Source organism: Rhizobium sp. Pop5 (assembly GCF_024721175.1).
Classification (GTDB): Bacteria; Pseudomonadota; Alphaproteobacteria; order Rhizobiales; family Rhizobiaceae; genus Rhizobium.
Window position 1 is genome coordinate 1,486,740 of record NZ_CP099399.1, and the last position, 22,388, is coordinate 1,509,127.

20 protein-coding genes, 5 tRNA genes and 5 pseudogenes are annotated in these 22,388 nt (G+C 58.7%); 13 read left to right on the plus strand and 17 right to left on the minus strand.

Going from position 1 to position 22,388, the window contains the following annotated elements; translation table 11 throughout:
* Positions 1-27 precede the first annotated feature (27 nt).
* The 5 genes from NE852_RS09530 to gloA all read right to left on the minus strand — a co-directional run bounded on the left by NE852_RS09530 (position 28) and on the right by gloA (position 2,382).
* Positions 28-102: transfer RNA gene (locus NE852_RS09530), tRNA-Glu, on the minus strand.
* A gap of 179 nt (positions 103-281) precedes the next feature.
* A tRNA-Glu gene (locus NE852_RS09535) sits at positions 282-356 on the minus strand.
* 75 nt (positions 357-431) lie between these two features.
* Positions 432-506: transfer RNA gene (locus NE852_RS09540), tRNA-Glu, on the minus strand.
* 197 nt (positions 507-703) lie between these two features.
* On the minus strand, positions 704-1,756 hold the full coding sequence (locus tag NE852_RS09545; protein ID WP_008527002.1) for a D-Ala-D-Ala carboxypeptidase family metallohydrolase: 1,053 nt from the start codon (positions 1,754-1,756) through the stop codon (positions 704-706).
* A 185-nt stretch (positions 1,757-1,941) separates the two neighbouring features.
* Positions 1,942-2,382 carry a lactoylglutathione lyase gene (gloA, locus tag NE852_RS09550; RefSeq protein ID WP_008527000.1) on the minus strand — a complete coding sequence of 147 codons (441 nt, stop codon included), beginning with the start codon at positions 2,380-2,382 and terminating at the stop codon, positions 1,942-1,944.
* Positions 2,383-2,576: 194 nt separating this feature from the next.
* Here gloA and NE852_RS09555 point away from each other — a divergent pair, with 194 nt between their 5' ends.
* Both NE852_RS09555 and NE852_RS09560 read left to right on the plus strand, forming a co-directional pair.
* A complete protein-coding gene (locus NE852_RS09555; protein WP_008526998.1) occupies positions 2,577-3,155 on the plus strand; it encodes a cold-shock protein in 579 nt (192 codons plus the stop codon).
* Position 3,156: 1 nt separating this feature from the next.
* Positions 3,157-3,645, plus strand: coding sequence for a DUF192 domain-containing protein (locus tag NE852_RS09560; RefSeq protein WP_008526996.1), 489 nt, complete (start codon positions 3,157-3,159; stop codon positions 3,643-3,645).
* A gap of 70 nt (positions 3,646-3,715) precedes the next feature.
* On the opposite strand, the gene NE852_RS09565 is transcribed toward NE852_RS09560, so the two are convergent.
* Positions 3,716-3,792 (minus strand) — tRNA-Pro (locus NE852_RS09565).
* Between the two features lie 650 nt (positions 3,793-4,442).
* Here NE852_RS09565 and NE852_RS09570 point away from each other — a divergent pair.
* The 3 genes and pseudogenes from NE852_RS09570 to NE852_RS09580 form a co-directional block, all read left to right on the plus strand.
* Positions 4,443-4,748 carry an ETC complex I subunit gene (locus NE852_RS09570; protein WP_008526983.1) on the plus strand — a complete coding sequence of 102 codons (306 nt, stop codon included), beginning with the start codon at positions 4,443-4,445 and terminating at the stop codon, positions 4,746-4,748.
* Between the two features lie 56 nt (positions 4,749-4,804).
* A tRNA-Arg gene (locus NE852_RS09575) sits at positions 4,805-4,881 on the plus strand.
* A gap of 107 nt (positions 4,882-4,988) precedes the next feature.
* A pseudogene (locus NE852_RS09580) lies at positions 4,989-5,096 on the plus strand (ATP-dependent DNA ligase); the annotation flags it as partial.
* A 14-nt stretch (positions 5,097-5,110) separates the two neighbouring features.
* On the opposite strand, the gene NE852_RS09585 reads toward NE852_RS09580, so the two are convergent.
* The 3 genes and pseudogenes from NE852_RS09585 to NE852_RS09595 form a co-directional block, all read right to left on the minus strand.
* Positions 5,111-6,004, minus strand: a complete 894-nt coding sequence (locus NE852_RS09585) for a DUF4238 domain-containing protein (RefSeq protein WP_008526981.1) — start codon at positions 6,002-6,004, stop codon at positions 5,111-5,113.
* A gap of 281 nt (positions 6,005-6,285) precedes the next feature.
* A pseudogene (locus NE852_RS09590) lies at positions 6,286-6,443 on the minus strand (CopG family transcriptional regulator); the annotation flags it as partial.
* Between the two features lie 22 nt (positions 6,444-6,465).
* Positions 6,466-6,582, minus strand: a pseudogene (locus NE852_RS09595) (NIPSNAP family protein); the annotation flags it as partial.
* 207 nt (positions 6,583-6,789) lie between these two features.
* Here NE852_RS09595 and NE852_RS09600 point away from each other — a divergent pair.
* A pseudogene (locus tag NE852_RS09600) lies at positions 6,790-6,875 on the plus strand (AAA family ATPase); the annotation flags it as partial.
* Positions 6,876-7,104: 229 nt separating this feature from the next.
* On the opposite strand, the gene NE852_RS09605 reads toward NE852_RS09600, so the two are convergent.
* Both NE852_RS09605 and NE852_RS09610 read right to left on the minus strand, forming a co-directional pair.
* Positions 7,105-9,348, minus strand: a complete 2,244-nt coding sequence (locus NE852_RS09605; protein ID WP_008526977.1) for a M10 family metallopeptidase C-terminal domain-containing protein — start codon at positions 9,346-9,348, stop codon at positions 7,105-7,107.
* 811 nt (positions 9,349-10,159) lie between these two features.
* Positions 10,160-10,474, minus strand: coding sequence for a hypothetical protein (locus tag NE852_RS09610; protein WP_008526967.1), 315 nt, complete (start codon positions 10,472-10,474; stop codon positions 10,160-10,162).
* A 406-nt stretch (positions 10,475-10,880) separates the two neighbouring features.
* Between NE852_RS09610 and NE852_RS09615 the strand changes: the two genes are divergently transcribed.
* Entirely contained in the window at positions 10,881-11,528 is a 648-nt protein-coding gene (locus tag NE852_RS09615; RefSeq protein ID WP_258156449.1) for a hypothetical protein, read from the plus strand.
* Positions 11,529-11,597: 69 nt separating this feature from the next.
* On the opposite strand, the gene NE852_RS09620 is transcribed toward NE852_RS09615, so the two are convergent.
* The 4 genes from NE852_RS09620 to NE852_RS09635 all read right to left on the minus strand — a co-directional run bounded on the left by NE852_RS09620 (position 11,598) and on the right by NE852_RS09635 (position 15,860).
* The gene (locus tag NE852_RS09620) at positions 11,598-12,371 is read right to left on the minus strand and encodes an amino acid ABC transporter ATP-binding protein (protein WP_008526963.1); all 774 of its coding nucleotides are present in this window, start codon (positions 12,369-12,371) and stop codon (positions 11,598-11,600) included.
* Positions 12,372-12,386: 15 nt separating this feature from the next.
* Positions 12,387-13,532 carry an amino acid ABC transporter permease gene (locus NE852_RS09625; protein WP_008526961.1) on the minus strand — a complete coding sequence of 382 codons (1,146 nt, stop codon included), beginning with the start codon at positions 13,530-13,532 and terminating at the stop codon, positions 12,387-12,389.
* Between the two features lies 1 nt (position 13,533).
* The gene (locus NE852_RS09630; RefSeq protein ID WP_008526959.1) at positions 13,534-14,736 is read right to left on the minus strand and encodes an amino acid ABC transporter permease; all 1,203 of its coding nucleotides are present in this window, start codon (positions 14,734-14,736) and stop codon (positions 13,534-13,536) included.
* Between the two features lie 98 nt (positions 14,737-14,834).
* Positions 14,835-15,860: an amino acid ABC transporter substrate-binding protein gene (locus tag NE852_RS09635; protein WP_008526957.1), complete on the minus strand. Its 1,026-nt coding sequence runs from the start codon at positions 15,858-15,860 to the stop codon at positions 14,835-14,837.
* A 349-nt stretch (positions 15,861-16,209) separates the two neighbouring features.
* Between NE852_RS09635 and NE852_RS09640 the strand changes: the two are divergent.
* Positions 16,210-17,399 (plus strand): annotated as a pseudogene (locus NE852_RS09640) (cystathionine beta-lyase).
* Positions 17,400-17,435: 36 nt separating this feature from the next.
* Here NE852_RS09640 and NE852_RS09645 read toward each other — a convergent pair.
* Both NE852_RS09645 and NE852_RS09650 read right to left on the minus strand, forming a co-directional pair.
* On the minus strand, positions 17,436-18,590 hold the full coding sequence (locus NE852_RS09645) for an FAD-dependent monooxygenase (protein ID WP_008526953.1): 1,155 nt from the start codon (positions 18,588-18,590) through the stop codon (positions 17,436-17,438).
* A 22-nt stretch (positions 18,591-18,612) separates the two neighbouring features.
* Positions 18,613-18,858 (minus strand): zinc-finger domain-containing protein, encoded by a 246-nt coding sequence (locus NE852_RS09650; RefSeq protein WP_008526950.1) that lies wholly within the window; start codon positions 18,856-18,858, stop codon positions 18,613-18,615.
* Positions 18,859-19,016: 158 nt separating this feature from the next.
* On the opposite strand from NE852_RS09650, the gene NE852_RS09655 reads away from it, so the two are divergent.
* From NE852_RS09655 to clpS, 5 genes are all read left to right on the plus strand, one after another.
* Entirely contained in the window at positions 19,017-19,802 is a 786-nt protein-coding gene (locus tag NE852_RS09655) for an alpha/beta fold hydrolase (RefSeq protein ID WP_008526947.1), read from the plus strand.
* Positions 19,803-19,930: 128 nt separating this feature from the next.
* A complete protein-coding gene (cysE, locus tag NE852_RS09660; RefSeq protein WP_008526945.1) occupies positions 19,931-20,764 on the plus strand; it encodes a serine O-acetyltransferase in 834 nt (277 codons plus the stop codon).
* A gap of 139 nt (positions 20,765-20,903) precedes the next feature.
* Positions 20,904-21,107 (plus strand): DUF3126 family protein, encoded by a 204-nt coding sequence (locus NE852_RS09665; protein WP_008526943.1) that lies wholly within the window; start codon positions 20,904-20,906, stop codon positions 21,105-21,107.
* A gap of 272 nt (positions 21,108-21,379) precedes the next feature.
* Positions 21,380-21,751 carry a phasin family protein gene (locus NE852_RS09670; RefSeq protein ID WP_008526941.1) on the plus strand — a complete coding sequence of 124 codons (372 nt, stop codon included), beginning with the start codon at positions 21,380-21,382 and terminating at the stop codon, positions 21,749-21,751.
* 277 nt (positions 21,752-22,028) lie between these two features.
* Entirely contained in the window at positions 22,029-22,382 is a 354-nt protein-coding gene (gene clpS, locus NE852_RS09675) for an ATP-dependent Clp protease adapter ClpS (protein WP_008526939.1), read from the plus strand.
* The last annotated feature ends 6 nt before the right edge of the window (positions 22,383-22,388 follow it).

Here is a 22,388-nt window from a genome sequence, read left to right on the forward strand (position 1 = left end):
AAAGATATGGGATTTAGAGAGAAGAAGTGGCACGCCCTAGGGGAGTCGAACCCCTCTTCCCAGAATGAAAATCTGGTGTCCTAACCGATAGACGAAGGGCGCTTCCTTCGTGGTGGCGCCCTTATAGTCAGCACCTTCGAAAGCCGCAAGCGCCAAGATGCGAAAAAATCATCGTTTTCGCCGATTTTTTTGCTGCTGTGGAAAATCATGGTTTCGCCATGCGGCGAAACTGAAAAAGGCCAAGCGCACTGCACAGATTTGACAGGTTTACACAGGCGAGATGGTACGCCCTAGGGGAGTCGAACCCCTCTTTACAGAATGAGAATCTGTCGTCCTAACCGATAGACGAAGGGCGCAAGCCAACTTCGTTAAAATAGGAGCGTGCATAAGCTTCTGCAAGCGGATGCGATGGTTTCCGTGGGGAGAGAAAGTGGCACGCCCTAGGGGAGTCGAACCCCTCTTCCCAGAATGAAAATCTGGTGTCCTAACCGATAGACGAAGGGCGCTTCCTTCGTGGTGGCGCCCTTATAGTCAGGCACTTCCGATCCCGCAAGCGGCAAATTCGATTTTTTTCAAAAAAATGACATATATTTCGGCTGGTACATTTTTCGGGATTAGGATAGCCGAATCAACAGTTTGTGGGAGTTGCCGCAGGCCCATGAGACAGGGCTGACGTTGCGTTAGCCCTTCCATTCCTCTGGGATCAGATCGCTCTTGCAGTCGCTATCGGCGCGCGTTTGCCGCCGCAGCCCCAGTTCCAGTCGCGCGTTTTGCCGGTGTCGAGATGGACCGAATCCGTGTGGCAATAGGTGCCAACGCCACCGCGGTCCGGCAGCGAGCGGATATAGGTGGCGATATCCCATTTCGAGACGCCGTCGATCTGGATGTCGGCCGCCTCACAGCTCTTGTGCATCGATTCGTCAGCGCCGCCGACCAGGCGGTTATGCTCCTCGTCGCGATAGCCCGAGGTGACAACGACGGGCCGGCCGAAATGGGTTTCGACCGTCTTGATCACTTTCAACAGGTCGGGCTTGAAGCAGCCGACCTCGACATTGTCGTTCTGAAGATGCAGCCCGTTCGGCGCGATGCGCGTCATGCCGGGAAGGGCCGCCTTGTGCAAGAGGCCGGAAAGGCTGTCGAGCAAATTCTGCTTCGGAGCGCTGTAGAGCGCATTCACGGTCGAGGTCGGAATGCTGCCGGTCGCCAGCGATGCGGTTTGAATCGGTGCAACCTGCGTGCTGGTATTCTGCGAGGATTGCTGCGGCAGCACCGGTTCCGTTGGCTGCGCTGGGGCGGTAGGCTGGCTGTAGACGCTGCTTCTTCCAGGTGCGGCACCTCCCACCGGCGCATAGGCCTGCGGCTGAATGATGGTGGATGTGCTGTTGTTCTGCGGTGCGGGTTGATGATCCGAAAAGATGCTCATCGCCTGTGCGTTGATCCGGGTCGATTGCATGACGAGCCCACCGATATTGGCGGGCGCTGCAGTTGCGGGATCTGCCGACGAGGCGGCGTTCGGGTTTTGCGCGACAACCTGAGGCGCGGCTTGGGCGCCGGAAACATTGACGACTTGCGGGTCGCTATAGACCGAGCGCGGGGCGGATTTTGCGGGTGCAGCCGTTGCGAGCTCAGATGTCGGAGACGTTGCAGCCTGTGCCGCCGGAGTTGCCGCGGCGGAATCGAGTGTCTTTTTGTCCGATACGCAGCCGGACAGCCCCAACACCGAGGAGGCGATCAGCAAAGCGCCCGCCAGGGGCATCCGCAGCTCAGTATTACGCAAGCGAGCAGTCTCCAGTGGACGCGGAAAACGGGCAAAAAGCCATATTCCGCTTCGAGTCGGGTGGAGATTGCCTGCGAGCCCGGATCGCGGCAAGCGCCAAGGCGCCGGCCGGACCCGAAATCGCAAAAGCCGCAAGCTTCGCAAAAGCCTTGCGGCGAAAAGCCTTACCAGGTGCCGGTATTGCCCATGGAAGCCCAAGGCTCGGCAGCCGGAAGGGCGCTGCCCTTCTGCAGGATCTCGATCGAGATACCGTCCGGCGAGCGCACGAAGGCCATGTTTCCGTCGCGCGGCGGCCGGTTGATGGTGATGCCGTTGTCCATCAGATTCTGGCAGGTTGCATAGATGTCGTCCACTTCATAGGCGAGGTGGCCGAAATTGCGCCCTCCGCTATAATCCTCGGTATCCCAGTTGTAGGTAAGCTCGAGGCAAGGAGCCTTTTCGCTGCGCGCGCGGTCGAGATCATCGCGGGCGGCCAGGAAAACCAGGGTGAAGCGGCCCTTCTCGTTTTCGTGGCGGCGAATCTCCTCCAGGCCGAACAGCGTGGTATAAAAGGCGAGTGAAGCGTCCAGGTCTTTGACGCGAACCATTGTGTGGAGATAACGCATTCTATCTACTCCTTTATTGGGGCTAGCTTTTTCCGGCGAGCCGAGGTCAGCTTCGGGCAAGTCATCTTTATAAAATGGGCAGCTGGGAATAACCGAAAACTAGGACTTGCGCTTATCCGTTACCAAGATGTTAATCTTGATTTCAAGAATCAGTTAACCGTAACAGTGTGACGCGTATTCGAGGGGCTGGCGAAATGGCTGATAGGATTTCATCGAACGAATACTCCGATCTCGACGAGCTGTCGGCAGAGGCGGTCGATCTTGTTGAAATCACCGGCGTCGTCAAGTGGTTCGACGTCGCCAAGGGTTTCGGCTTCATCGTACCCGACAACGGCATGCAGGATGTTCTTCTACATGTGACGTGCCTGCGCCGCGACGGTTATCAGACGATCCTTGAGGGAACGCGCATCGTCGCGCTCGTCCAGCGCCGCGAGCGCGGCTACCAGGCCTTCAAGATCCTCTCGATGGATCAGTCGACGGCGGTTCATCCCTCGCAGCTGCCGCCGGTGCGCACGCATGTGCAGGTCACCGCGACGAGCGGGCTCGAGCGCGCCCTCGTCAAGTGGTTCAATCGCACCAAGGGCTTCGGCTTCCTGACGCGCGGCGAGGGTACGGAAGATATCTTCGTACACATGGAAACGCTCCGCCGCTTCGGCCTGACGGAGTTGCGCCCTGGCCAGGTCGTCCTCGTTCGCTTCGGCGACGGCGAAAAGGGCCTGATGGCTGCAGAGATCCATCCAGATGTTCCGAGTCCGGCAAGCCGGTCGCACTGATATGCGCGGCCTCGTCCTGTTTCATGCGATGAGAAGCGCCGTCCTGGCGCTTTTTTTCATGGTCGCTCTGCCTGCTTTGGCCGAGGAGCAGATGCGCTTCGACAAGGAGCCGCTGCTCATTCAGACCGCAACTGGCAAGATGCTGCATTTCACCGTTGAGATCGCCTCAACCGAGGCCCAGCGGGCCCGCGGACTGATGTTTCGCAAGACGATGGCCGACGATGCCGGCATGATCTTCGATTTCGGCGAATCCAGGCGCGTCGCCATGTGGATGGAAAATACCATCCTGCCGCTCGACATGCTTTTTGCCGACGACACCGGCACGATCCACCACATCAAGGAAAACGCCAAGCCCTATTCGCGCGACATCATCGATTCGATGGGTGATGTGAAATATGTCGTGGAACTCAACGCCGGCATCGCCGGCAAGCTCGGAATCAAGCCGGGCGACAGGATCGTCAGCGCCACAACGACAAGCAAGGCGAAGTGACGCCGGCAGAGTCCGAGCCCGCGGTCGATCGTGCCGATCTCAATGAATTAAAAATTATCGGGATATTGAATGGTCGGAGTGGAGAGATTCGAACTCCCGACCCTCTGGTCCCAAACCAGATGCGCTACCAGACTGCGCTACACTCCGTGCCGTGAATGGCAGGGGGAATACACGGTTCACTTCGCCCTCGCAACCCCATAATCTGGCCCTGGCAGGAGATTCCTCGCCTGGTATGTGGATACATCCATAAAACTTGATTTGCCGACAGTTCGTCCCGCCGAGCGCAACTAGGCGCGAGGACGAGCGCTGCTTCAGCCCTGGCCGAGCAGGCCGATATATTGGGCGTAGCTGATGGCAACGTAGAAGAAAGCCGTAATGCCCGCCCCGATCACAATGGCATTGAACTCTGCCGAACGTCTCATCATGAGTGCAAATCCACTGAACTTGATTGGGCCGTAAACTAGTGCCGAGCGCGACATGCGGCAATCAGGTTGCAATCACAACATGAGACAATCGGTAACATTGCGCAACCCAGACGAAAAATAGCTTCGATTTCAAACCGCGGTGAAGCTGGTCGGGCGAGGGGATGTCCACAGCCGCCCTGATCGTCGATTTCGCTGTTTCCATACACTATCGCTCCTCTCGAGCCTGAAGCCGGCAGCGGCCGCATGCGCCGCCTTTTTTCTTGAAAAGCGGGGGATTCGCGGATAAGCAAAATTCATCTCTTTGCTTTATCCTCGGACGGAGCAAAGGCCCGGTGACGGGATTGAGACCATATATTCGGAGACGCCGCAGTCATGTCTGCCAAGATCTATCGTCCTGCCAAGACCGCCATGCAGTCCGGCAAGGCCAAGACCCACCTCTGGGTTCTCGAATTCGATCAGGAGTCGCCGCGCAAGATCGATCCGATCATGGGCTATACCTCCTCCGGCGACATGCGCCAGCAGGTGAAGCTCACTTTCGAAACGCAGGCGCTCGCCGAAGCCTATGCCCAGCGCAATGGCATCGAATATCGTGTGATCGCGCCGAAGGACCCGGCTCGTCAGGTCGTGGCCTATCCGGATAATTTCCGCTATACCCGCACGCAGCCCTGGACGCACTGACATTTCTCGTCCACATATGCCGCATCCGATCGCACTGCTAAGTGCGATGAGCAGACGGCCCCTTAGCTCAGCTGGATAGAGCACCTGCCTTCTAAGCAGGTTGTCGCAGGTTCGATTCCTGCAGGGGTCGCCACCATTTTTTTTAGATCGTTGTTTTTGTTTCGCTTTTCGACCTGAAACCCTCATCGGATTTGGTTTGAGGGGGTAGGCTGTTCTTGTTCAGTTTCGCGGCGCCCGAGATCGCGAATCGAGTATCGGGCCTGGACGCATGACGGGAAGCTTCGCCACGCGTCTTACAGAGGGCTTAGCGAGGTGAAGGATAATGCCGAGGTTTTTGAGGTCGAGTGAGTTAGGCCACAACATCAGTCGAAGGCGCGCTTGAAATTAAATCGTAGCGCTTGTTCCTCGGCAATTTCGACCTTTAACGTCTCTATCTGGTCCTTGCGTGGCAACACCACGAACTTCACGGCGTTTTTGCCCTGGAGGCCATTTAGATAGTTCATTGCGTCAATCGAAAGCCCAAGCGGCGTCGGAAGCGTCTTTCCGCAGGTACCTGTGATGGCGTCCACGTCAGTGTGAAGATAGAGGATGTGGCGAGGCGATATTGGTAGAAACGCATCGCTACCCGGAGCGGATACCAAAAATGCAGCATAGAGAAATTCAGGGAATTCGAGAGTGGATAGGGCGATAACGGGATTGTCACCAACTACGGCGATGTCACCCGGCGCTAATGCCAGCGCCAAGTGGGCGCGGCGCAGTACGTTGGCTAAACCTTCAGTATCGACCGGAATGCCCAACAGCCCGACGTCACGTATCGGATCTGGGATGCTTGGCGTTCCAAAAACTTTGAGATTTCTCTTCGGTTCTTCACGTCCAAACGACCTGGCAAGATGTGTACGCATGTCGAAGATTCTGCCCGGCGCGCGCACCCATTGCAGCGCAACAAACCGAATGATGACCTGTCGTTCATCTGGGGTGAGACTATCCAGCGATGAATTCTCCACCACCCTTTCAAATAGCGGAGCGGCCGGATCCTCGAACTCTAAATTCAATGTGGTTTCAATGTTCGGCAAATCCTCGCCTTGGAACTCTGTTCGCATGTCGTTTGAGAGCGTGTTGTAGTTCTCAATACCGAAGTCCTTGACCGTAGGGTGGAACATCACTCCCGACAATTTGTCCAAAACATTTAGGTTGCGGCTGCCCCGTTCGACGAAACGCCTCAGGACGCTTTGTGGGATATAGTGATCTGTAGCCATTTATCTCATTCCGGTATGCCAGCAGTGAAATACCATGCGGGGCACAATAGCAGTTATGAGGAAACTCGGAAGCCATGCATTGCCATGCGATATCCGGCAACGGGCGCCCCAGGTTCACGAAGCTGTCGATCGTTTTGTGTCCAAGGCCATCGCCGATTAAATACCGACAAACAATCGAGCAGTCCCCATCCACTTCGCTATCTCGCCCAGGCGCCGATGGAGGGCGTTTCCGGAACGTTCAGCAAACTGCTATTCAGAATGAAAAAAGACCGAATACAGACCCGGAAGGCTTCTTCAATGTCGTCGTCGAAGGCAATCGAGCCGGAGTTGCGCACGAGCAGGGCGGCGCGGCGGAGCATGATCTGAAGACCGCTCGTGAGATATCGGCGATCCGATCGGCGGCGTCTTCGAGGAGGGCGGCGGTGTCGGGCATGGTCATGGGGTTCAGCCGGCCGTAGCCGCTATTCCGACGGTTTGGAGAAGCCGCGGTAGAATCGTGTCGGCTGCAGCAGCGAACTGGCGATGTTGGCGACGATCGCTCCATCCGCCTCGCTCTTCTCCTTCGCTTCCTGCCACTCCCCGTGACCAGTCCGAAGAGGCCGGCCACGGGGCGTTCACATTTCGACCGCTGTCCGGCCAACTCCGCGTACCGCAGCCGGCCGGCGCGCCGTCACGGACATCCATCATATGGCTGACCAGTGGCTTCATACCGCTCTCGAGGTTTGTCGACCATCAGCAGCTTGCAGCCGGCCATCTGTTTTTGGAAACGGAGCACGGGCCGCTAGACCGGTGCGGAATTGTTGTTCGAACTGATCTCTCAACACTACGAACGACGTGCCACCTTGATCACCACGACCCTCCGTTCGACGAATAGACGGAGACCTTGGGATCCGAGCGCCTGACTGGCGCTCCCGGGCGACACCAAACTGCGACAGCTACCGCCCCGCGCAAAGCTGCGCCACGAAACGCCGGCTGACACCTGTCGAAAATCGCAGCGCGCGGATGATCCCGCCGGTGGGGCCAAGCCCTCCCGGCGGGATCATCCGCGCGCCGTTAGTACGATTGTTGCGGCGATCGGACGACCGCCGCAACTGACATAGTTAGAGGATCAGATCGCTTGCGGCCAGCTGGACGTGGCCATGCAGTTGAACCTCGAAGTCATGAATGCCGTCGCCGTTCAGGTCGCCCTGGATAACGGTAGCACCGGCCTTGTCGTCATAGTGCCAAGCGAGCGCGCCAGCCTTATGGTCGAAAAGGGCATTCTCCTGCGCCTGGAAATGGAAGGTTCCAGTGCCCTGCAAGGAGCCATTCGCATCCATCGCCGAGAAGTCGATCTTATCGATGCCTTTCTGGAAGTCGGTGATGATGTCGCGGTTCGTGCCGGACCCGGCTTCCGCCGGTGTATTGAAGGCGAACGTATCAGAGCTGGCGCCACCGGTCAGGATGTCCTTTCCATCCCCGCCATGGAGAACGTTGCTGCCGCTATTGCCGGTCAGCACATCGTTGTAGCTGGAGCCAGTCAGGTTTTCGATGCTCATGAACTTGTCGCCGGTGGCATACCCGCCCGATGCGGCCCCAGTCGCCAAGTTGACCTTGACCGCGCTGGAGGAGCCCTCATAGCTGGCCGTGTCGTTGCCGGTACCGCCGTCGAGCACGTCCCCGCCGGCACCGCCGTTCAGCTTGTCCGCGCCGGCCCCGCCATGGAGAATATTGCTGCCGCCATTGCCGCCGGTCAGCACGTCGTCGTAGCTGGAGCCAGTCAGGTTTTCGATGCTGACGATCTTGTCACCGGCGGCATGCCCGCCCGATGCGGCCCCAGTCGCCAGGTTAACGTTGACCGCGCTGGAGGAGCCTTCATAAGTGGCCGTGTCGTTGCCGGTGCCACCGTCGAGCACGTCCGCGCCGGCGCCGCCCTTCACTACGTCATTACCGCCGAGACCCTTGAAGGTTTCATTGCCGCCGTTGGACTGACCGGTGTGTGGCATGATGTCGTTGCCGTTGGTGCCGATGTATTCTTTCGTCGGCGTGGTAGGTGTACCCGGTTGCGTCGGTGTAGTCGGCGTTCCCGGCTGCGTGGGCGTGGTTGGCGTCCCAGGCTGCGTGGGGGTGGTTGGCGTCCCCGGCTGCGTCGGCGTGGTTGGGGTTCCCGGTGCAGAGCTGGAGCCGGATTCGTAGGCACCGACATCGACAGTTCCTACGACGCGAGCGTGGCCGTCCAAATCGACCGTATCAACGCCATACTGGGTGGTACCGTGGTCGATCGCCGCCGAGCCGGAGGCGAGGTGGAAGTTGCCGGTCGCTGCCCCCAGGAATTTCGGGTCGATGCCGAGCTGGTTGCCGTTCGTCGTGCTTGGCATTGCGTTGCCGCCGTCGGTCTTGACCGAGGCCTGGCCGGCCGTGCCGTTGTAGGTGATGTTGTTGGCCCAGACGACGTTGCTGTTGGGGCCGTCGGTCGAGGTGTTATCGATCGCAGTGTTGTTCTTGTTCAGCGATGGGTCCGCTACGGCGATGTTGTTGGCCCAGGTGTTGTTGTTCGACGCCGAGTTGCTGAGCTCGCCGCGCCAGGTGCCGGTGTTCTGTGCGTCCTGATTGTTGTGGTAGGCGGTGTTGTTCGTCACCGTGACGGAGTCGCTCCAGGTTACCTGGATGCCCTTGCCGCCGTTCTCGTAGACCAGGTTGTTGTCGACAAGGGTCTTGAACGTATAGTTCGGATGACCATCCGTCTGTGTGCTCTGGAAATCGTCGATGATGATGCCGTTGCCATCGGTGTGCGCACCCGACTTCGTGATGTTGTCGTGCGAGATGTTGTTTTGTACGATATTCCGGTAGCCGGTCGTCGAGGTATCGCCGGTGATGTTCCGGTTCTCGTAGAGCGAGATGCCCGAGAACCAGCCGGACGACGCGTTATTGTAGGTCTCGTTCCCTTCGACTTTGATGAAGTCCGAATAGTTGAACTGAATGCCCGACTCCCCGCTGTCGTGGACCTTGTTGTTCAGAACTGAGACGTGATGGACGTTGTTCGCTTCGATGCCGTCACCGGTGCCGCCCTTAATGTCGAAGCCGTCGATTGTCACGTAGTTGGCGTTGACACTGATCCCGGTGTACGAGCCTGCGGGCGGCCGGATCAGTGCTGCGCCGGGCACTTCCGAGCGTAGCGTGATGTCGGCTGCCGCCGAGCCGCCCTTGTCGAAGTTGATGCTCTCGTTGTACGTCCCTGGCTTCACCACGACCTCGTCGCCCGCCTTAAGGTTCGCCGACATTGCCTCGCTGATCGTGTGAAAAGGAGACGAGGCACTGCCGTTACCGCTGCCGCTGCTGCTCGCCGATACGTAGTATGTCGTCATGGTCTTGTTCCTCAACCTTAGCGTTGTATTTAACCAATCACTAATTTTAGCTAATCAGTCGTTACGGCGACGGGTTATAGGACTAGGTTCTGGAGGGCGCAACAGCAACGCGACAGTAAGTGCTTGAGAATCATAGCCATATTGCTGCCACATTATCCAAATGTATCCGAAGTTACATTTTGAAATACTTGGTGAATTTCGAGTCGCCCAAAATGGGGCGGAATATATATCTCGCGTGCCGAGAATTATTCTTTCTACAACCATAGCGACGCATGCCCATTGAAAACATTAGAAAAACACGGCGGGCATAAGTGGATTCCCCCGCTAAAGGCGGAATCGACTTTTTTTTCCGAAATTGGCTATTTTGTCCACTTTCGGCTTAATTATTGCTATTACGGGAGGGCGTGAGCCTAGGAATCGAGCGTGCTCCGTCGGCTGATTCGGCCTGAATCGACCCGGTGCGGGAGATGCATGCACCATATTTATCGTATAAATCGGACGCCCGCAGGGGTCCCTGATTTTGCTCGCGACGTTGTGTAGAAGGTTATCGACGGTCGCCGCAACGACGATGTGATCCGACAAGCATCGGCTTCGCCAGGGCTGTCGTCGATATGGCCCGCAACGGTAACGAAACATACGTAAGGCATGAATGACGACCGCGTGCCGAACGGGTTGTCGATGGTTTGCATGCCGTCTTCGGCGTGAAGCGGTGCTGCTGCAACATCTTCATTCCACCTCCCAACAGCCGTGCCAAAGCGCCCGCGGGATAATGCTTCGCATCCTCGCCGTCGGAAATTCTTTGCTACTCTTCTCAGCGATCCAGGAAATGATCGAAGTAGACCTTAGGGATCGGATAGGCGTGGACCCCTCTGTCGAGGAAGCTGTACCTGTTGAGGCAGCTTCTGAGAGCCGCGTTGTATTGGAGGCTTTGCGGGTCCGGCGAGCCTCTGAACCACGAGTTGGCTTCCGGCACGCAGCGCTGAAGCGCTCTATCGTATCGGGCTAGGAGGAGCGGATCGGTATCGACCCGGATGCCGCCATGGTAGGATTGATAGTTCGAGGGGGCTTCCGCCGCCGAAATGCAGCCTACACTCAGTACAAGACCTACTACCGCCATCAATCTCATTGGATGCCAATCTCCCATGGTCGATTATCCGAAGTAATCGATGCGAGATTATTGCTTCCCGCGCTTTCAGGCAAGCCGCCCCGTGACGTCACAGAGCCGGCGGGAGAAGGTTATTTCTGCTCCTCCATCGAAGACAGAAAACCGAAATCCAACGGCAGCGCGATCGGCCGAATGCTCGGCTTTGGCACAGTCGGGCCTGCCGCCACTGACATGGCGATAACCATCAGACATCATTGTCGGCCGCGGAACCCTGTTGCCGCGCTGAGAGGGGAAACATTCGTAATCCCGTGACGTTGCTTTTGCATGAGCGTCCTGCCGCTGCAGGCGCCCAATCGATCGAAGGTACGCGCGTTCCTCGATTTTCAGCTGCCGGACCGGTCGTTCGGCCCAGAAACGGAGGAAGATCATGACTTATATGCACCTCAGACTGCCGCTTGCCCTGTTTGCATCCGCCTGTTCTGTCCTAGTGATGCCGGCAGGTCAGGCACTCGCGATCGATGTCGGCGTGTCAGTGAATGCAGGCAATGCCGTCAGCGCCGATGTCGGGGCCTCGCTCGGCGTCAGAAGCGGCGCTGATGCAACGGCCAATGCATCCGTCGGCGGCTCGAACGGCTTCAATGCCGATGCGACTGTCAGTGCTGGCAGCGGTCAAGGTATCGATGCCGATGTCAATGCCAGTGTCGGCGGCAGCGATGCTCTCGGGGCGAACGCCAAGGCCAGGCTTGGCGGTGGGCGTGGGCTCAATGCCGATATCAACGCACGCACAGGCCGTTCCCGCGGGATCGATGCCCAAGCCACGGCTTCGGTTGGCGGCGTTAACGGCATCAACGCCAATCTCGCTATCGGTGGTGCGAAAGGTGAGGGGGCAACGGCAGCTGCGCCGGATACCGCGGCCGATCCGGTTGAGGCTCGCACCCTCGAGGCCTTCCGCAGCATGCCGGCCGATCAGCGACGCAAGATCCTCATCCGTTGCGTCGATATCTCCGCCTCGGGTGGCTCCGACGCCGGTCTTGCCGGTCTCTGCCAGCTCCTGCGGACGACGGCCTCCCGCTGAATGCGCCTATGAACAAAAAAAGACCCGCCGAGCATCGCTCGGCGGGTCTTCAAGAAGCTCGCACCGCTCTCAGTGCAGAATCTGGCTGAGGAACAGCTTGGTGCGTTCGTGCTGCGGATTGTCGAAGAACTCGGCGGGCGAATTCTGCTCGACGATCTGGCCCTGGTCCATAAAGATCACGCGGTTCGCGACCTGGCGGGCGAAGCCCATTTCATGGGTGACGCAGAGCATGGTCATGCCTTCTTCGGCGAGACCCACCATAGTGTCGAGCACTTCCTTGATCATTTCGGGGTCGAGCGCCGAGGTCGGCTCGTCGAACAGCATGATCTTCGGGTTCATGCAGAGCGAGCGGGCGATCGCCACACGCTGCTGCTGGCCGCCGGAGAGCTGGCCCGGATATTTGTTGGCCTGCTCCGGGATCTTGACGCGCTTCAGGAAGTGCATGGCGATCTCTTCCGCCTGCGCCTTCGGCATCTTGCGCACCCAGATCGGCGCCAGCGTGCAGTTTTCCAGGATCGTCAGGTGCGGGAAGAGGTTGAAGTGCTGAAACACCATGCCGACTTCGCGCCTGACCTCATCGATCTTCTTCAGATCGTTGGTAAGCTCCGTGCCGTCGACGATGATCTTGCCCTTCTGATGTTCCTCCAGCCGGTTGATGCAGCGGATCATCGTCGATTTGCCTGAGCCCGACGGACCGGCGATGACGATGCGCTCGCCGCGCATGACCTTGAGGTTGATGTCGCGCAGCACGTGAAAATCGCCGTACCACTTGTTCATGTTGATGATCTCGATGGCGACCTCGGTTGCCGACACGGCCATCTTCTTTGTCTGTGCTTCTGCCATTGTGTGTTCCTTTTCTTATCTTTTGTGGCCGGTATCGAGGTGACGTTCCATGAATGCTGAATAGCGGGACATGCCGAAGCAGAACAGCCAGAAGGAGAAGCCGGCGAAAATCAAGCCCGTCAGAGGTGTTACCGCGCTGGCCCAGTTCGGATCGGTGAAGAGGAAACGAACGATGCCGAGCAGGTCGTACATGCTGATGATCGACACCAGCGACGTGTCCTTGAACATGCCGATGCAGGTATTGACGATACCGGGGATCACCAGCTTGATCGCCTGCGGCAGGATGATCAGCCGCATCTTCTGCCAATACCCGAGGCCGAGCGAATCGGCGCCTTCGAATTGCCCCTTCGGAATTGCCTGCAGGCCGCCGCGAATGACCTCGGCCATATAGGCGGAGGCGAAGATCGATACGCCGACGATTGCGCGCAGCAGCTTGTCGACTGTCCAGCCGGCCGGCAGGAACAGCGGCAGCATGACGCTCGCCATGAAGAGCACCGTGATCAGCGGCACGCCGCGAACGACTTCGATGAAGATGACGCAGACCGTGCGGATAACAGGCATGTGCGAGCGCCTGCCGAGCGCCAGGACAATGCCGAGCGGGAAGGAGACCGCGATGCCGACGAAGGATAGTACCAGCGTCACCATCAGTCCGCCCCAGCGCGGAGTCTCGACGATTTCCAGGCCAAATCCGCCGTAAAGCAGAAAGATGGAAATGATCGGCAGCACGCCGAAGAGCAGGATGGCGTTCAGGCCCTTGCGCGGCGCGGAAGGGATGAGCATCGGCACGAGCAGGAGTACGAAGAGAATGCCGACCAGCGTCGGCCGCCAGCGCTGGTCGACTGTGTAGTTTCCGTAGATGATCTGGTCGAACTTTGCGTTGATGAAGGCCCAGCAGGCACCGCTCCAGCCGTCCGGCTGGATGCCGCCCTGAACTGTCGTTGCGCAGAAGGTGCGGTCCGGCCCGCTCCAGACGGCCTTCACGAACAGCCAGTCGATCGCGTGGAACAGAGCCCAGGCGAGAAAGACCAGCGCCAGGATTGTAAGGATTATGTCCTTTGGCGTCGCAAGCAGGTTACGGTGAAGCCAGGCAACCGCGCCTTTTTCTCCCGAGGGAGGAGGCTCCGGCGCCAGTATCGCGGTTCTGACGAAACTGTTGCTCATCTTATCTCTCCACCAGCGCCATCTTGGCATTGAACCAGTTCATGAACAGCGAGGTCACGATACTGAGGCTGAGATAGACGACCATCCAGATCAGGATCACCTCCACGGACTGGCCGGTCTGGTTCAGCGTCGTGCTGCCGACGGCGACGAGATCGGCAAAACCGATGGCGATCGCCAGAGACGAGTTCTTGGTGAGATTGAGATACTGGCTGCTCAGCGGTGGAATGATGATGCGGAACGCCTGCGGAATGACGACCAGGCGGGTGATCGACGAGGGATGAAGCCCAAGTGCGGCTGCAGCTTCCGTCTGCCCCTTCGGCACGCCGCGAATGCCCGCACGCACGATCTCGGCGATGAAGGCTGCGGTATAGAATGAAAGCGCCAGGAAGAGGGACATGAACTCCGGCCCGACGACGGAGCCGCCGGTGAGGTTGAATTTGCCGGCGATCGGATAATCGAAGGAGAGCGGTGCCCCAGCGATCAGGAAAGCAACGAGCGGCAGGCCGATGAGCAAGCCGATCGAAACCCAGATCGTGTGGAACGGCTGACCGGTCGCTGCCTGTCGGCGATGCGCCCATCGGGCCGTCGCGATGACGGCGATGATCGCGATGACGAAGGCGACGCCGACGAGCCAGAAACCTTCACCGAAGATCGGCTTGGGGAAGGAAAGGCCGCGATTGTTGAGAAACGAGCCGAGCGGCAGGTGCAGCGATTCGCGTGCGTTGGGCAGAACCGCGAGAACGCCCGAATACCAGAAGAAGATCACAAGCAGCGGCGGGATATTGCGGAAGACTTCGACATAAACCGTGCATAGTTTGGCAATCAGCCAGTTCCGCGAGAGGCGGCCAATGCCGACGATGAAGCCGATGATGGTGGCCGTGATGATGCCGGTAACGGCGATCAGCAGCGTATTCAGAAGGCCGACGACCAGCGCGCGGCCATAGGTCGAATCGCTGGAGTAGGCGATCAGCGACTGGCCGACCTCGAAGCCGGCGCGGCCGTTCAGAAAGCCGAAGCCCGATGCGATATTGGCACGCGCCAGATTGACGGCGGTGTTGTGCGCCACCCACCAGACGAATGTGACCAGTAGTACGATGGTGATAACCTGGAAGAAAATGCCCCGGATCATCGGGTCGTAGAGGGCGGACTGAAGGCTCCAGCCGCTCTTGGATAAACGTGTCGAATCCAAAGCCTGATGCGTCATGCTTGGCCAATTCCCCGTTATGCGCTCCTTTTCGGAGCTTTTTTATTTGGAGGAGGAAAGGCGGTCGCCCGCCTTTCCGGCTTCATGCGTGATGCCGCTCAGCGAACCGGCGGAGCGTACTGAATGCCGCCCTTGTTCCACAGGGCGTTGAGGCCGCGAGCGATCTTGAGTGGGCTGCCCTGGCCGATGTTGCGCTCGAAGACTTCGCCGTAATTGCCGACGTTCTTGACGATGTTGTAGGCCCAGTCGTTGGTCAGGCCGAGATCGGTGCCGATCTTGGTATCGGCTTCGACGCCAAGGAAGCGCTTGATGTCAGGGTTCGGCGAGTTCTTCATCTCGTCGACATTCGCCTGAGTGATGCCGAATTCTTCAGCGTTGATCATGGCATAGCCAACCCAGCTGACGATATCGAACCACTGGTCGTCACCCTGGCGAACGGCCGGGGCGAGCGGCTCCTTGGAGATGATTTCCGGCAGGATCGCATGTTCGTCCGGGTTCTTCAGCGTCAGACGCAGCGAATAGAGACCCGACTGGTCGGTCGTATAGACGTCGCAGCGGCCGGCATCATAGGCGGCATTGACCTCGTCCAGCTTTTCGAAGACGACCGGATTGTACTGAAGGTTGTTTGCCTTGAAGTAGTCAGCGAGGTTGAGCTCGGTGGTCGTGCCCGACTGCACACAAACGGACGCGCCGGAGAGTTCGAGCGCCGACTTCACGTTCAGGCTCTTGCGGACCATGAAGCCCTGGCCGTCATAGTAGTTGACGAAGCGAAAGTTCAGGCCGAGTGCCGTATCGCGGTTGATCGACCAGGTCGTATTACGGGCGAGCACATCGATCTCACCAGATTGAAGGGCCGGGAAGCGATTGGCGGCGCTGAGGGGGGTGAATTTTACCTTGGTGGGGTCGCCGAAGACGGCCGCAGAGACTGCCTTGCAGAAGTCGACGTCGAAGCCGGCCCAATTGCCGGAAGCGTCAGGCGCGGCAAAGCCGGCCAGGCCCGTATTGACGCCGCACTGGATGAAACCCTTTGCTTTGACGTCTCCGAGAGTGGTGGCCGAGGCGGCCGAGGCGCCAAGTGCCAAAACTGCTGCGCCGAGAGCGGCGGACAGAAGCTTGTTCGTCATTTTTTCCCAACCTTTTCCGTTGTCTTATATTTTCTTGTGGGGAGTCCCGGCGGAAAAACCTGCCGCCCCCATGTGCCTCGACACCCTCCCGGCGCGAGTAGGTCTATCACAGTCGCAAATGTCACTATGGTCAAGTGTCGCCATCAATAATTGCGGCAAAATTCAGAATTTTGGCAGATTGGGCTGCATTCCTGGGCGACTGGCTACGAAATAGGCGTCCGGTTGCGGAAAAATAACGCGAAAATCATAAAATTCCGCCGCATGCCAGCCATCGCCGAGGGGTTGACCGGAGCGGGCCGGGCGTCCAAAGGTTTGGTTTCGCGACCCTTCGCCAAAGGCTATTTCCGACATGAAAGACAAAGACAGCTTGCTTGAGAACGCCGGCATCAATACCCGCCTGACCCATATCGGCAATGACCCGTTCGATTATCACGGCTTCGTCAATCCGCCGGTCGTGCATGCTTCGACGGTGCTGTTTCCGAATGCGCGGACGATGGAGACGCACGCACAGAAATATACCTACGGAACGCGGGGCACCCCGACGACGGACGCGCTCTGCGAGGCGATCGACGCGCTCGAAGGTTCGGCCGGCACGATCCTCGTGCCCTCGGGGCTTGCGGCTGTCACCATTCCGTTCCTGGGTTTCGTCGCCGCCGGCGATCATGCGCTCGTCGTCGATTCGGTCTACGGCCCGACGCGCCATTTCTGCGATACGATGCTGAAGCGCCTCGGGTCGAGGTCGAATATTACGATCCGGGGATCGGCGCCGGCATCGAAGCGCTGTTCCGGCCGAATACCAAGCTCGTCCATACCGAGGCTCCCGGCTCCAATACCTTCGAAATGCAGGATATTCCGGCGATCTCGGCGGTTGCGCACCGCCACGGCGCCGTCGTCATGATGGACAATACCTGGGCGACGCCGCTCTATTTCAAGCCGCTCGATCATGGCGTCGACATCTCCATCCATGCATCGACCAAATATCCTTCCGGCCATTCCGACATTCTGCTCGGGACGGTTTCGGCCAATGCCGAACATTGGCCGAGGCTGAAGGAGGCAAACGGTGTACTCGGCATTTGCGGCGCGCCTGACGATGCCTACCAGATCTTGCGCGGACTGCGCACCATGGGCCTGCGCCTCGAGCGGCACTACGAAAGCGCGCTGGCGATTGCGGAGTGGCTGGAGGGCAGGGAGGATGTCGCGCGTGTCCTCCATCCGGCCTTGCCGAGTTTCCCCTCTCACCATATCTGGAAGCGCGATTTCAAGGGTGCCAGCGGCATCTTCTCCTTCGTGCTCGCGGCAGACAGCCCCGACAAGTTCAAGGCAAAGGCGCATGCTTTCCTCGATGCGCTGAGAATTTTCGGTCTCGGCTATTCCTGGGGCGGCTTTGAAAGCCTTGCCCTGAATGCGAATCTCAAAGATCGTACGGTCGCCAAAGCCCCGACCGACGGCCCGGTCATCCGCCTGCAAATCGGCATCGAGGACGTGGCCGACCTCAAGGCCGATATCGAACGGGGCTTTGCCGCCGCAAGCGCGGTCTAAGCGGACGGGCAGGGTGCTGCCACCGCTTGCGACGCCTTACGGCAGATGCAGAGCCCGATAGCCGTAGATCCAGTCGAGATCCGCCGCGAGGCTTTGCGGCGGCTTGAGGCCGAGGACGAGATCGCGGCCGATCCGGATCGGCCCTTTCGCATGATAGGCAAACCGGTTGAAGGCACCACGCTGGCGAAGCCTGGCGATACGCGGCGCGCGATGCTTCTCGAAGAGCGGCAGCGCTTCCGCTGCGGAGCGGTTCGAAAGAAATGCGGCAAGCTCGTAAGCGTCTTCGATCGCCATGGCCGCTCCCTGCGCGGCAAAGGGCATCATCGCATGTGCGGCATCGCCGATCAGAACCGTCTTGCGGCCGTCCTGCCAGACGCCCGCTGTGGTTTCGAACAACGGCCAGAAAGTCAATCTTCCCTGTTTTTCGAACAGTGAAAGGATTGCGGCGTTCCAGCCGGAAAGGCGCGTCCGCAACTGCGCGCGCTGCTCGGTCGTCGGTTCGCTTTGCCAGGCCTGCGGCGCAAGGTTGCCGGCCGTGATCGCAACCATGTTGAAGCTTCTCGTCTCTTTCAAGGGATAGCAGACGAGATGCGCCGCCCCGCCGAGGAAGGCGGAAACGCTTGTCCGGTCGAGAAAACCGGGCGCCTCATCTTCGTCAATAGTGAAGCGATAGGCGACATTGCCGGAAAAACGCGGCGAGGGGCTGCCGGGAATGGATGCACGGAGCTTCGACCAGACGCCGTCCGCGCCGATGACCAGATCGGCCGCGCGCTCGAAAGACGGCAGGCCGGATTCCATCCGCACGCCGAGGTGAAGCCGGCAGAGCGGATCGGCCTCGACGGCGGCCAGAAGGGCCTTCTGCAATGTGGTGCGATGCAGGACGCCGTAGGGAGCGCCCCAGCGTTCCCGCGCGAATTTTCCTGCCGGGACGGCCGCGAGCTGGCGGAGCGAACTACCTGATATCAGCCGGATCGCGTCCGGTTCCAGCCAAACCGTCGACAGCCTTTCCAGGATGCCGAGTTCGGCAAGGATGCGGGAGGCGTTCGGCGACACCTGCAATCCGGCGCCCACCTCGGTGAGTTCGCCTGCCTGCTCGAAAATCTCCGAGCTGATGCCGCGACGCGAAAGCGAAAGGGCAGCGGTCAGCCCGGCAATTCCGGCGCCGATGATGGCGGCATGTTCGACCGGCATTATCCGTCCGATCCTGGACGGGTTACGCCGCCTTCACGTGGAAAACGCAACCGGCCGGATTGGTCTGGCTCGGCTTGAGCGAAGAATTGAAGCGGTAAAGCGTCGAGCAGTAGGAACAGACCTTCTCGTTGTCGTCACCCATGTCGATGAAGATATGCGGATGGTCGAAGGGAGCCGAAGCGCCGGTGCACATGAATTCCTTGACACCGACTTCGATGACGCGGTGACCGCCGTCGTTCTGGAAGTGGGGAATGTTGTGGCCGGCCATGTCGCTCTCCGAATGCTTTGAAACGTGCGCGGACCTTATAAGCCTTCGCTGCAAATGTGTAGAGCCAAAGCGCCGCGCCAGACACAGTTTTTAGCCACAGTTTTTGGCTTCACGCTGACGGGCGGCTCCATTATGGTCGCGCCAAAAAGGAAGGGCCGATGAACCTGAATACACCAGCATTTTCAAGCTTCACCCATGACGGATTGCAGCTTGCCTTTTTCGACGAAGGCGATCCGTCCGGCGTGCCGGTCCTGCTGATCCACGGCTTTGCCTCGACGGCAAACGTAAACTGGGTGCATCCGGGCTGGTTGAAGACGCTGGGCGACGCCGGCTACCGGGTGATCGCCATCGACAATCGCGGCCACGGTGCAAGCGACAAGCCGCACGATGCCGAAGCCTATCGTCCATGGATCATGGCCGGCGACGCGATCGCGCTGCTCGATCATCTCGGCATTCCGGAAGCCAATGTCATGGGCTATTCCATGGGCGCGCGCATTTCCGTCTTTGCGGCACTCGCCAATCCGCATCGTGTCCGTTCACTGGTGCTCGGCGGCCTCGGCATCGGCATGACCGATGGTGTCGGGGATTGGGACCCGATTGCCGATGCGCTGCTTGCTCCCTCGCTGGATGAGGTGACGCATGCCCGAGGCCGGATGTTCCGGGCGTTCGCCGACCAGACGAAGAGCGACCGCGTCGCCCTTGCCGATTGTATCCGTGGCTCGCGCGATCTCGTCGCGCGCGCGGATATGGGCAAGCTCGACATGCCGACTTTGATCGGCGTTGGCACCAAGGACGATATTGCCGGTTCGCCGCAGGAATTGGCGGCGCTGATGCCCAATGCCGAAGCTCTCGATATTCCGGGCCGCGATCATATGCTCGCGGTCGGCGACAAGGTTTTCAAACAGGCGGTGCTGGCTTTCTACGGAAAGATCTCCAGCCGGTGACAAAATCGTGATGCCGAAAAGCCATGCTAAAAAACCATGGCGGCGGCACCCATTTATGTTATTGCCGTTTTCCTCTATATATCGGCATTCCGAAACCGGCATTCCTGAAGGCAGCGAGGAGAGCGGCAATGGTCGCAAAGACAGACATTCGTGCTTTTGAGACAGGCCATCCCGTAAAGGCGATGGATCCCATCTGGGATAGCCTGCGCGAGGAAGCGCGGATCGCCGCCGAACAAGACCCTGTTCTCGCCGCCTTCCTCTACTCGACGGTGATCAACTACCATTCGCTTGAGGAATGCGTCATTCACCGCATTTGCGAGCGCCTCGATCATCCCGATATGCAAGCGAACCTGCTTCGTCAGACCTTCGAGGAAATGCTCCTCGACTGGCCGGAATGGAGTTCTATCCTGCGCGTCGATATCCAGGCGATCTACGATCGCGATCCCGCCTGCCTTCGTTTCATGGAAGCGGTGCTCTATTTCAAGGGCTTTCATGCACTGCAAACGCACCGTCTGGCCCACTGGCTGCTGAATCGCGGCCGGCGTGATTTCGCGCTCTATCTGCAGAGCCGCTCCTCCAGCGTCTTCCAGACCGACATCAATCCGGCCGCCCGCATCGGCAAAGGCATCTTCCTCGACCATGCGACCGGCCTTGTCGTCGGCGAGACGGCCGTCATCGGCGACAATGTCTCGATCCTGCATGGCGTCACGCTCGGCGGCACGGGCAAAGAGGGTGCCGACCGTCACCCGAAGATTGGCAGCGGCGTCATGATCGGCGCCGGCGCGAAAATCCTCGGCAATATCGAGATCGGCTACTGCTCGCGTGTTGCCGCCGGTTCTGTCGTCTTGAAGGCGGTGCCGCCGAAGAAGACGGTGGCAGGCGTTCCGGCCAAGGTCGTCGGCGAGGCCGGTTGTTCGGAGCCGTCGCGCAACATGGACCAGGTAATCGGCGCCGATATCTGAGCGCTTATGAGGTATAGGATAGGAAAGGTCGGCAGGAACGGGGCGGGGACAGACCACGCCAAGTGGCAACCTTGCCTTTACACCGCTGCTTTTCCTGTGCAAGAAGCGGCCAATCAAGACCGCTCACGGAGATGACAGAGTGAAGCCAGAAGAAATCAAGAAGCTCGACGCCTATTTCAAACGTACGCTCAACCCGCAGATCGTCGTCAAGGCGCGTCCGCGCAAGAACGATTCTGCGGAAGTTTATCTTGGCGAAGAATTTCTGGGCGTTGTCTATGTCGATGACGAGGACGGCGACCGCTCTTACAACTTTTCGATGGCGATCCTCGACGTCGATCTTTGATCGCATCCGAAAGCTTCAAGGGGACCGGGCGGCGCAATCCGCCCGGTCTTTTTTGTTTTTCTGCTGCTCGAGCGAAAATTTTTTAAAGCCTGCGGTTGCGGCATTGTGATATATATTAGCAAAATCAATTAAAGACGTACGTGCCCCGGCGCGCATGCTTTGTTATCTAATTGTAATGCAACCAATGGATGTTTTGCGGCGCACAAGACTACTTGACTATTTGTGCATTGCAGCTACCCTGCCGCCACCAACAGCCCCAACGGAGGACGGCCATGTTCAACTTTGACGATGCCAACAAGAAGAGCAAGGAAGCCGTCGACACGGCGCTGAAAACTTATTCTGAGACGGCCAGGGGTTTTCAGGCCATCGCTGCCGAAGCCGCTGAATATTCGAAGAAATCCTTTCAGGACGCGGTGACGCATTTCGAAACGCTGGCCGGCGCCAAGAGCTTCGAGGCCGCTTTCGAACTCCAGACCAGCTATGTCAAATCCGCCTATGAGAACTTCGTCTCCGAAACGACGAAGCTCGGCGAAATGTACGCCGATCTCGCTAAGTCAGCCTACAAGCCCTATGAGGCTCCGATCGCCGCGGCCGTCGCCAAGACGCCGAAGTCGGCGCAGCCTGCGGCATCCGTCGCCGCATAAAGCGACTTCGATAGCGCAACCTGCGCTACATATTGAAAAACAAGGACCGGCTACGCATCTGTGGCCGGTCTTTTTTGTTTCCGCTTTTGCTGCAGCGCCTGCGTGGAATTGGCCAGGGACTTTTTTGGTCTTTCCCGTGAATGCCGGCCATTTCTTGATTGCAGTGTCTGACAGGGGGCTTAAAATCGGCCTATTATGAACTAAGTTAGTGTTTCAGATATTCGGCGGGAAAAGCACCCTCCCATGCTCCGCCGGATTGATCGAGGAATGAATGAAAATGATCGCAAAGCCGATCCGGATGCAGAACGACAGCGAAAGGAACGGGGATAACGGAAATCGCGGAACCTCGGTCATTACACGCACGAAGCCGAAGACCAAGAAGCCCAACCTGTATCGCGTGCTGCTTTTGAATGACGACTACACACCCATGGAATTCGTCATTCATATTCTGGAGCGTTTTTTTCAGAAGGATCGTGAAAGTGCCACCCGCATCATGCTCCATGTCCACAATCACGGCGTCGGGGAATGCGGAATATTCACATACGAGGTAGCGGAAACGAAGGTCAGCCAGGTGATGGACTTCGCCCGGCAGCACCAGCATCCGCTGCAATGCGTCATGGAAAAGAAGTGAGGATCT

Bases quoted from the DNA above. Each gene is read 5' to 3' on its own strand.
- NE852_RS09545 (WP_008527002.1), bottom strand. From the start codon at position 1,756: ATGCCCCTGGCGGGCGCTTTGCTGATCGCCTCCTCGGTGTTGGGGCTG.
- gloA (WP_008527000.1), bottom strand. From the start codon at position 2,382: ATGCGTTATCTCCACACAATGGTTCGCGTCAAAGACCTGGACGCTTCA.
- NE852_RS09555 (WP_008526998.1), top strand. From the start codon at position 2,577: ATGGCTGATAGGATTTCATCGAACGAATACTCCGATCTCGACGAGCTG.
- NE852_RS09560 (WP_008526996.1), top strand. From the start codon at position 3,157: ATGCGCGGCCTCGTCCTGTTTCATGCGATGAGAAGCGCCGTCCTGGCG.
- NE852_RS09570 (WP_008526983.1), top strand. From the start codon at position 4,443: ATGTCTGCCAAGATCTATCGTCCTGCCAAGACCGCCATGCAGTCCGGC.
- NE852_RS09585 (WP_008526981.1), bottom strand. From the start codon at position 6,004: ATGGCTACAGATCACTATATCCCACAAAGCGTCCTGAGGCGTTTCGTC.
- NE852_RS09605 (WP_008526977.1), bottom strand. From the start codon at position 9,348: ATGACGACATACTACGTATCGGCGAGCAGCAGCGGCAGCGGTAACGGC.
- NE852_RS09610 (WP_008526967.1), bottom strand. From the start codon at position 10,474: ATGAGATTGATGGCGGTAGTAGGTCTTGTACTGAGTGTAGGCTGCATT.
- NE852_RS09615 (WP_258156449.1), top strand. From the start codon at position 10,881: ATGACTTATATGCACCTCAGACTGCCGCTTGCCCTGTTTGCATCCGCC.
- NE852_RS09620 (WP_008526963.1), bottom strand. From the start codon at position 12,371: ATGGCAGAAGCACAGACAAAGAAGATGGCCGTGTCGGCAACCGAGGTC.
- NE852_RS09625 (WP_008526961.1), bottom strand. From the start codon at position 13,532: ATGAGCAACAGTTTCGTCAGAACCGCGATACTGGCGCCGGAGCCTCCT.
- NE852_RS09630 (WP_008526959.1), bottom strand. From the start codon at position 14,736: ATGACGCATCAGGCTTTGGATTCGACACGTTTATCCAAGAGCGGCTGG.
- NE852_RS09635 (WP_008526957.1), bottom strand. From the start codon at position 15,860: ATGACGAACAAGCTTCTGTCCGCCGCTCTCGGCGCAGCAGTTTTGGCA.
- NE852_RS09645 (WP_008526953.1), bottom strand. From the start codon at position 18,590: ATGCCGGTCGAACATGCCGCCATCATCGGCGCCGGAATTGCCGGGCTG.
- NE852_RS09650 (WP_008526950.1), bottom strand. From the start codon at position 18,858: ATGGCCGGCCACAACATTCCCCACTTCCAGAACGACGGCGGTCACCGC.
- NE852_RS09655 (WP_008526947.1), top strand. From the start codon at position 19,017: ATGAACCTGAATACACCAGCATTTTCAAGCTTCACCCATGACGGATTG.
- cysE (WP_008526945.1), top strand. From the start codon at position 19,931: ATGGTCGCAAAGACAGACATTCGTGCTTTTGAGACAGGCCATCCCGTA.
- NE852_RS09670 (WP_008526941.1), top strand. From the start codon at position 21,380: ATGTTCAACTTTGACGATGCCAACAAGAAGAGCAAGGAAGCCGTCGAC.
- clpS (WP_008526939.1), top strand. From the start codon at position 22,029: ATGATCGCAAAGCCGATCCGGATGCAGAACGACAGCGAAAGGAACGGG.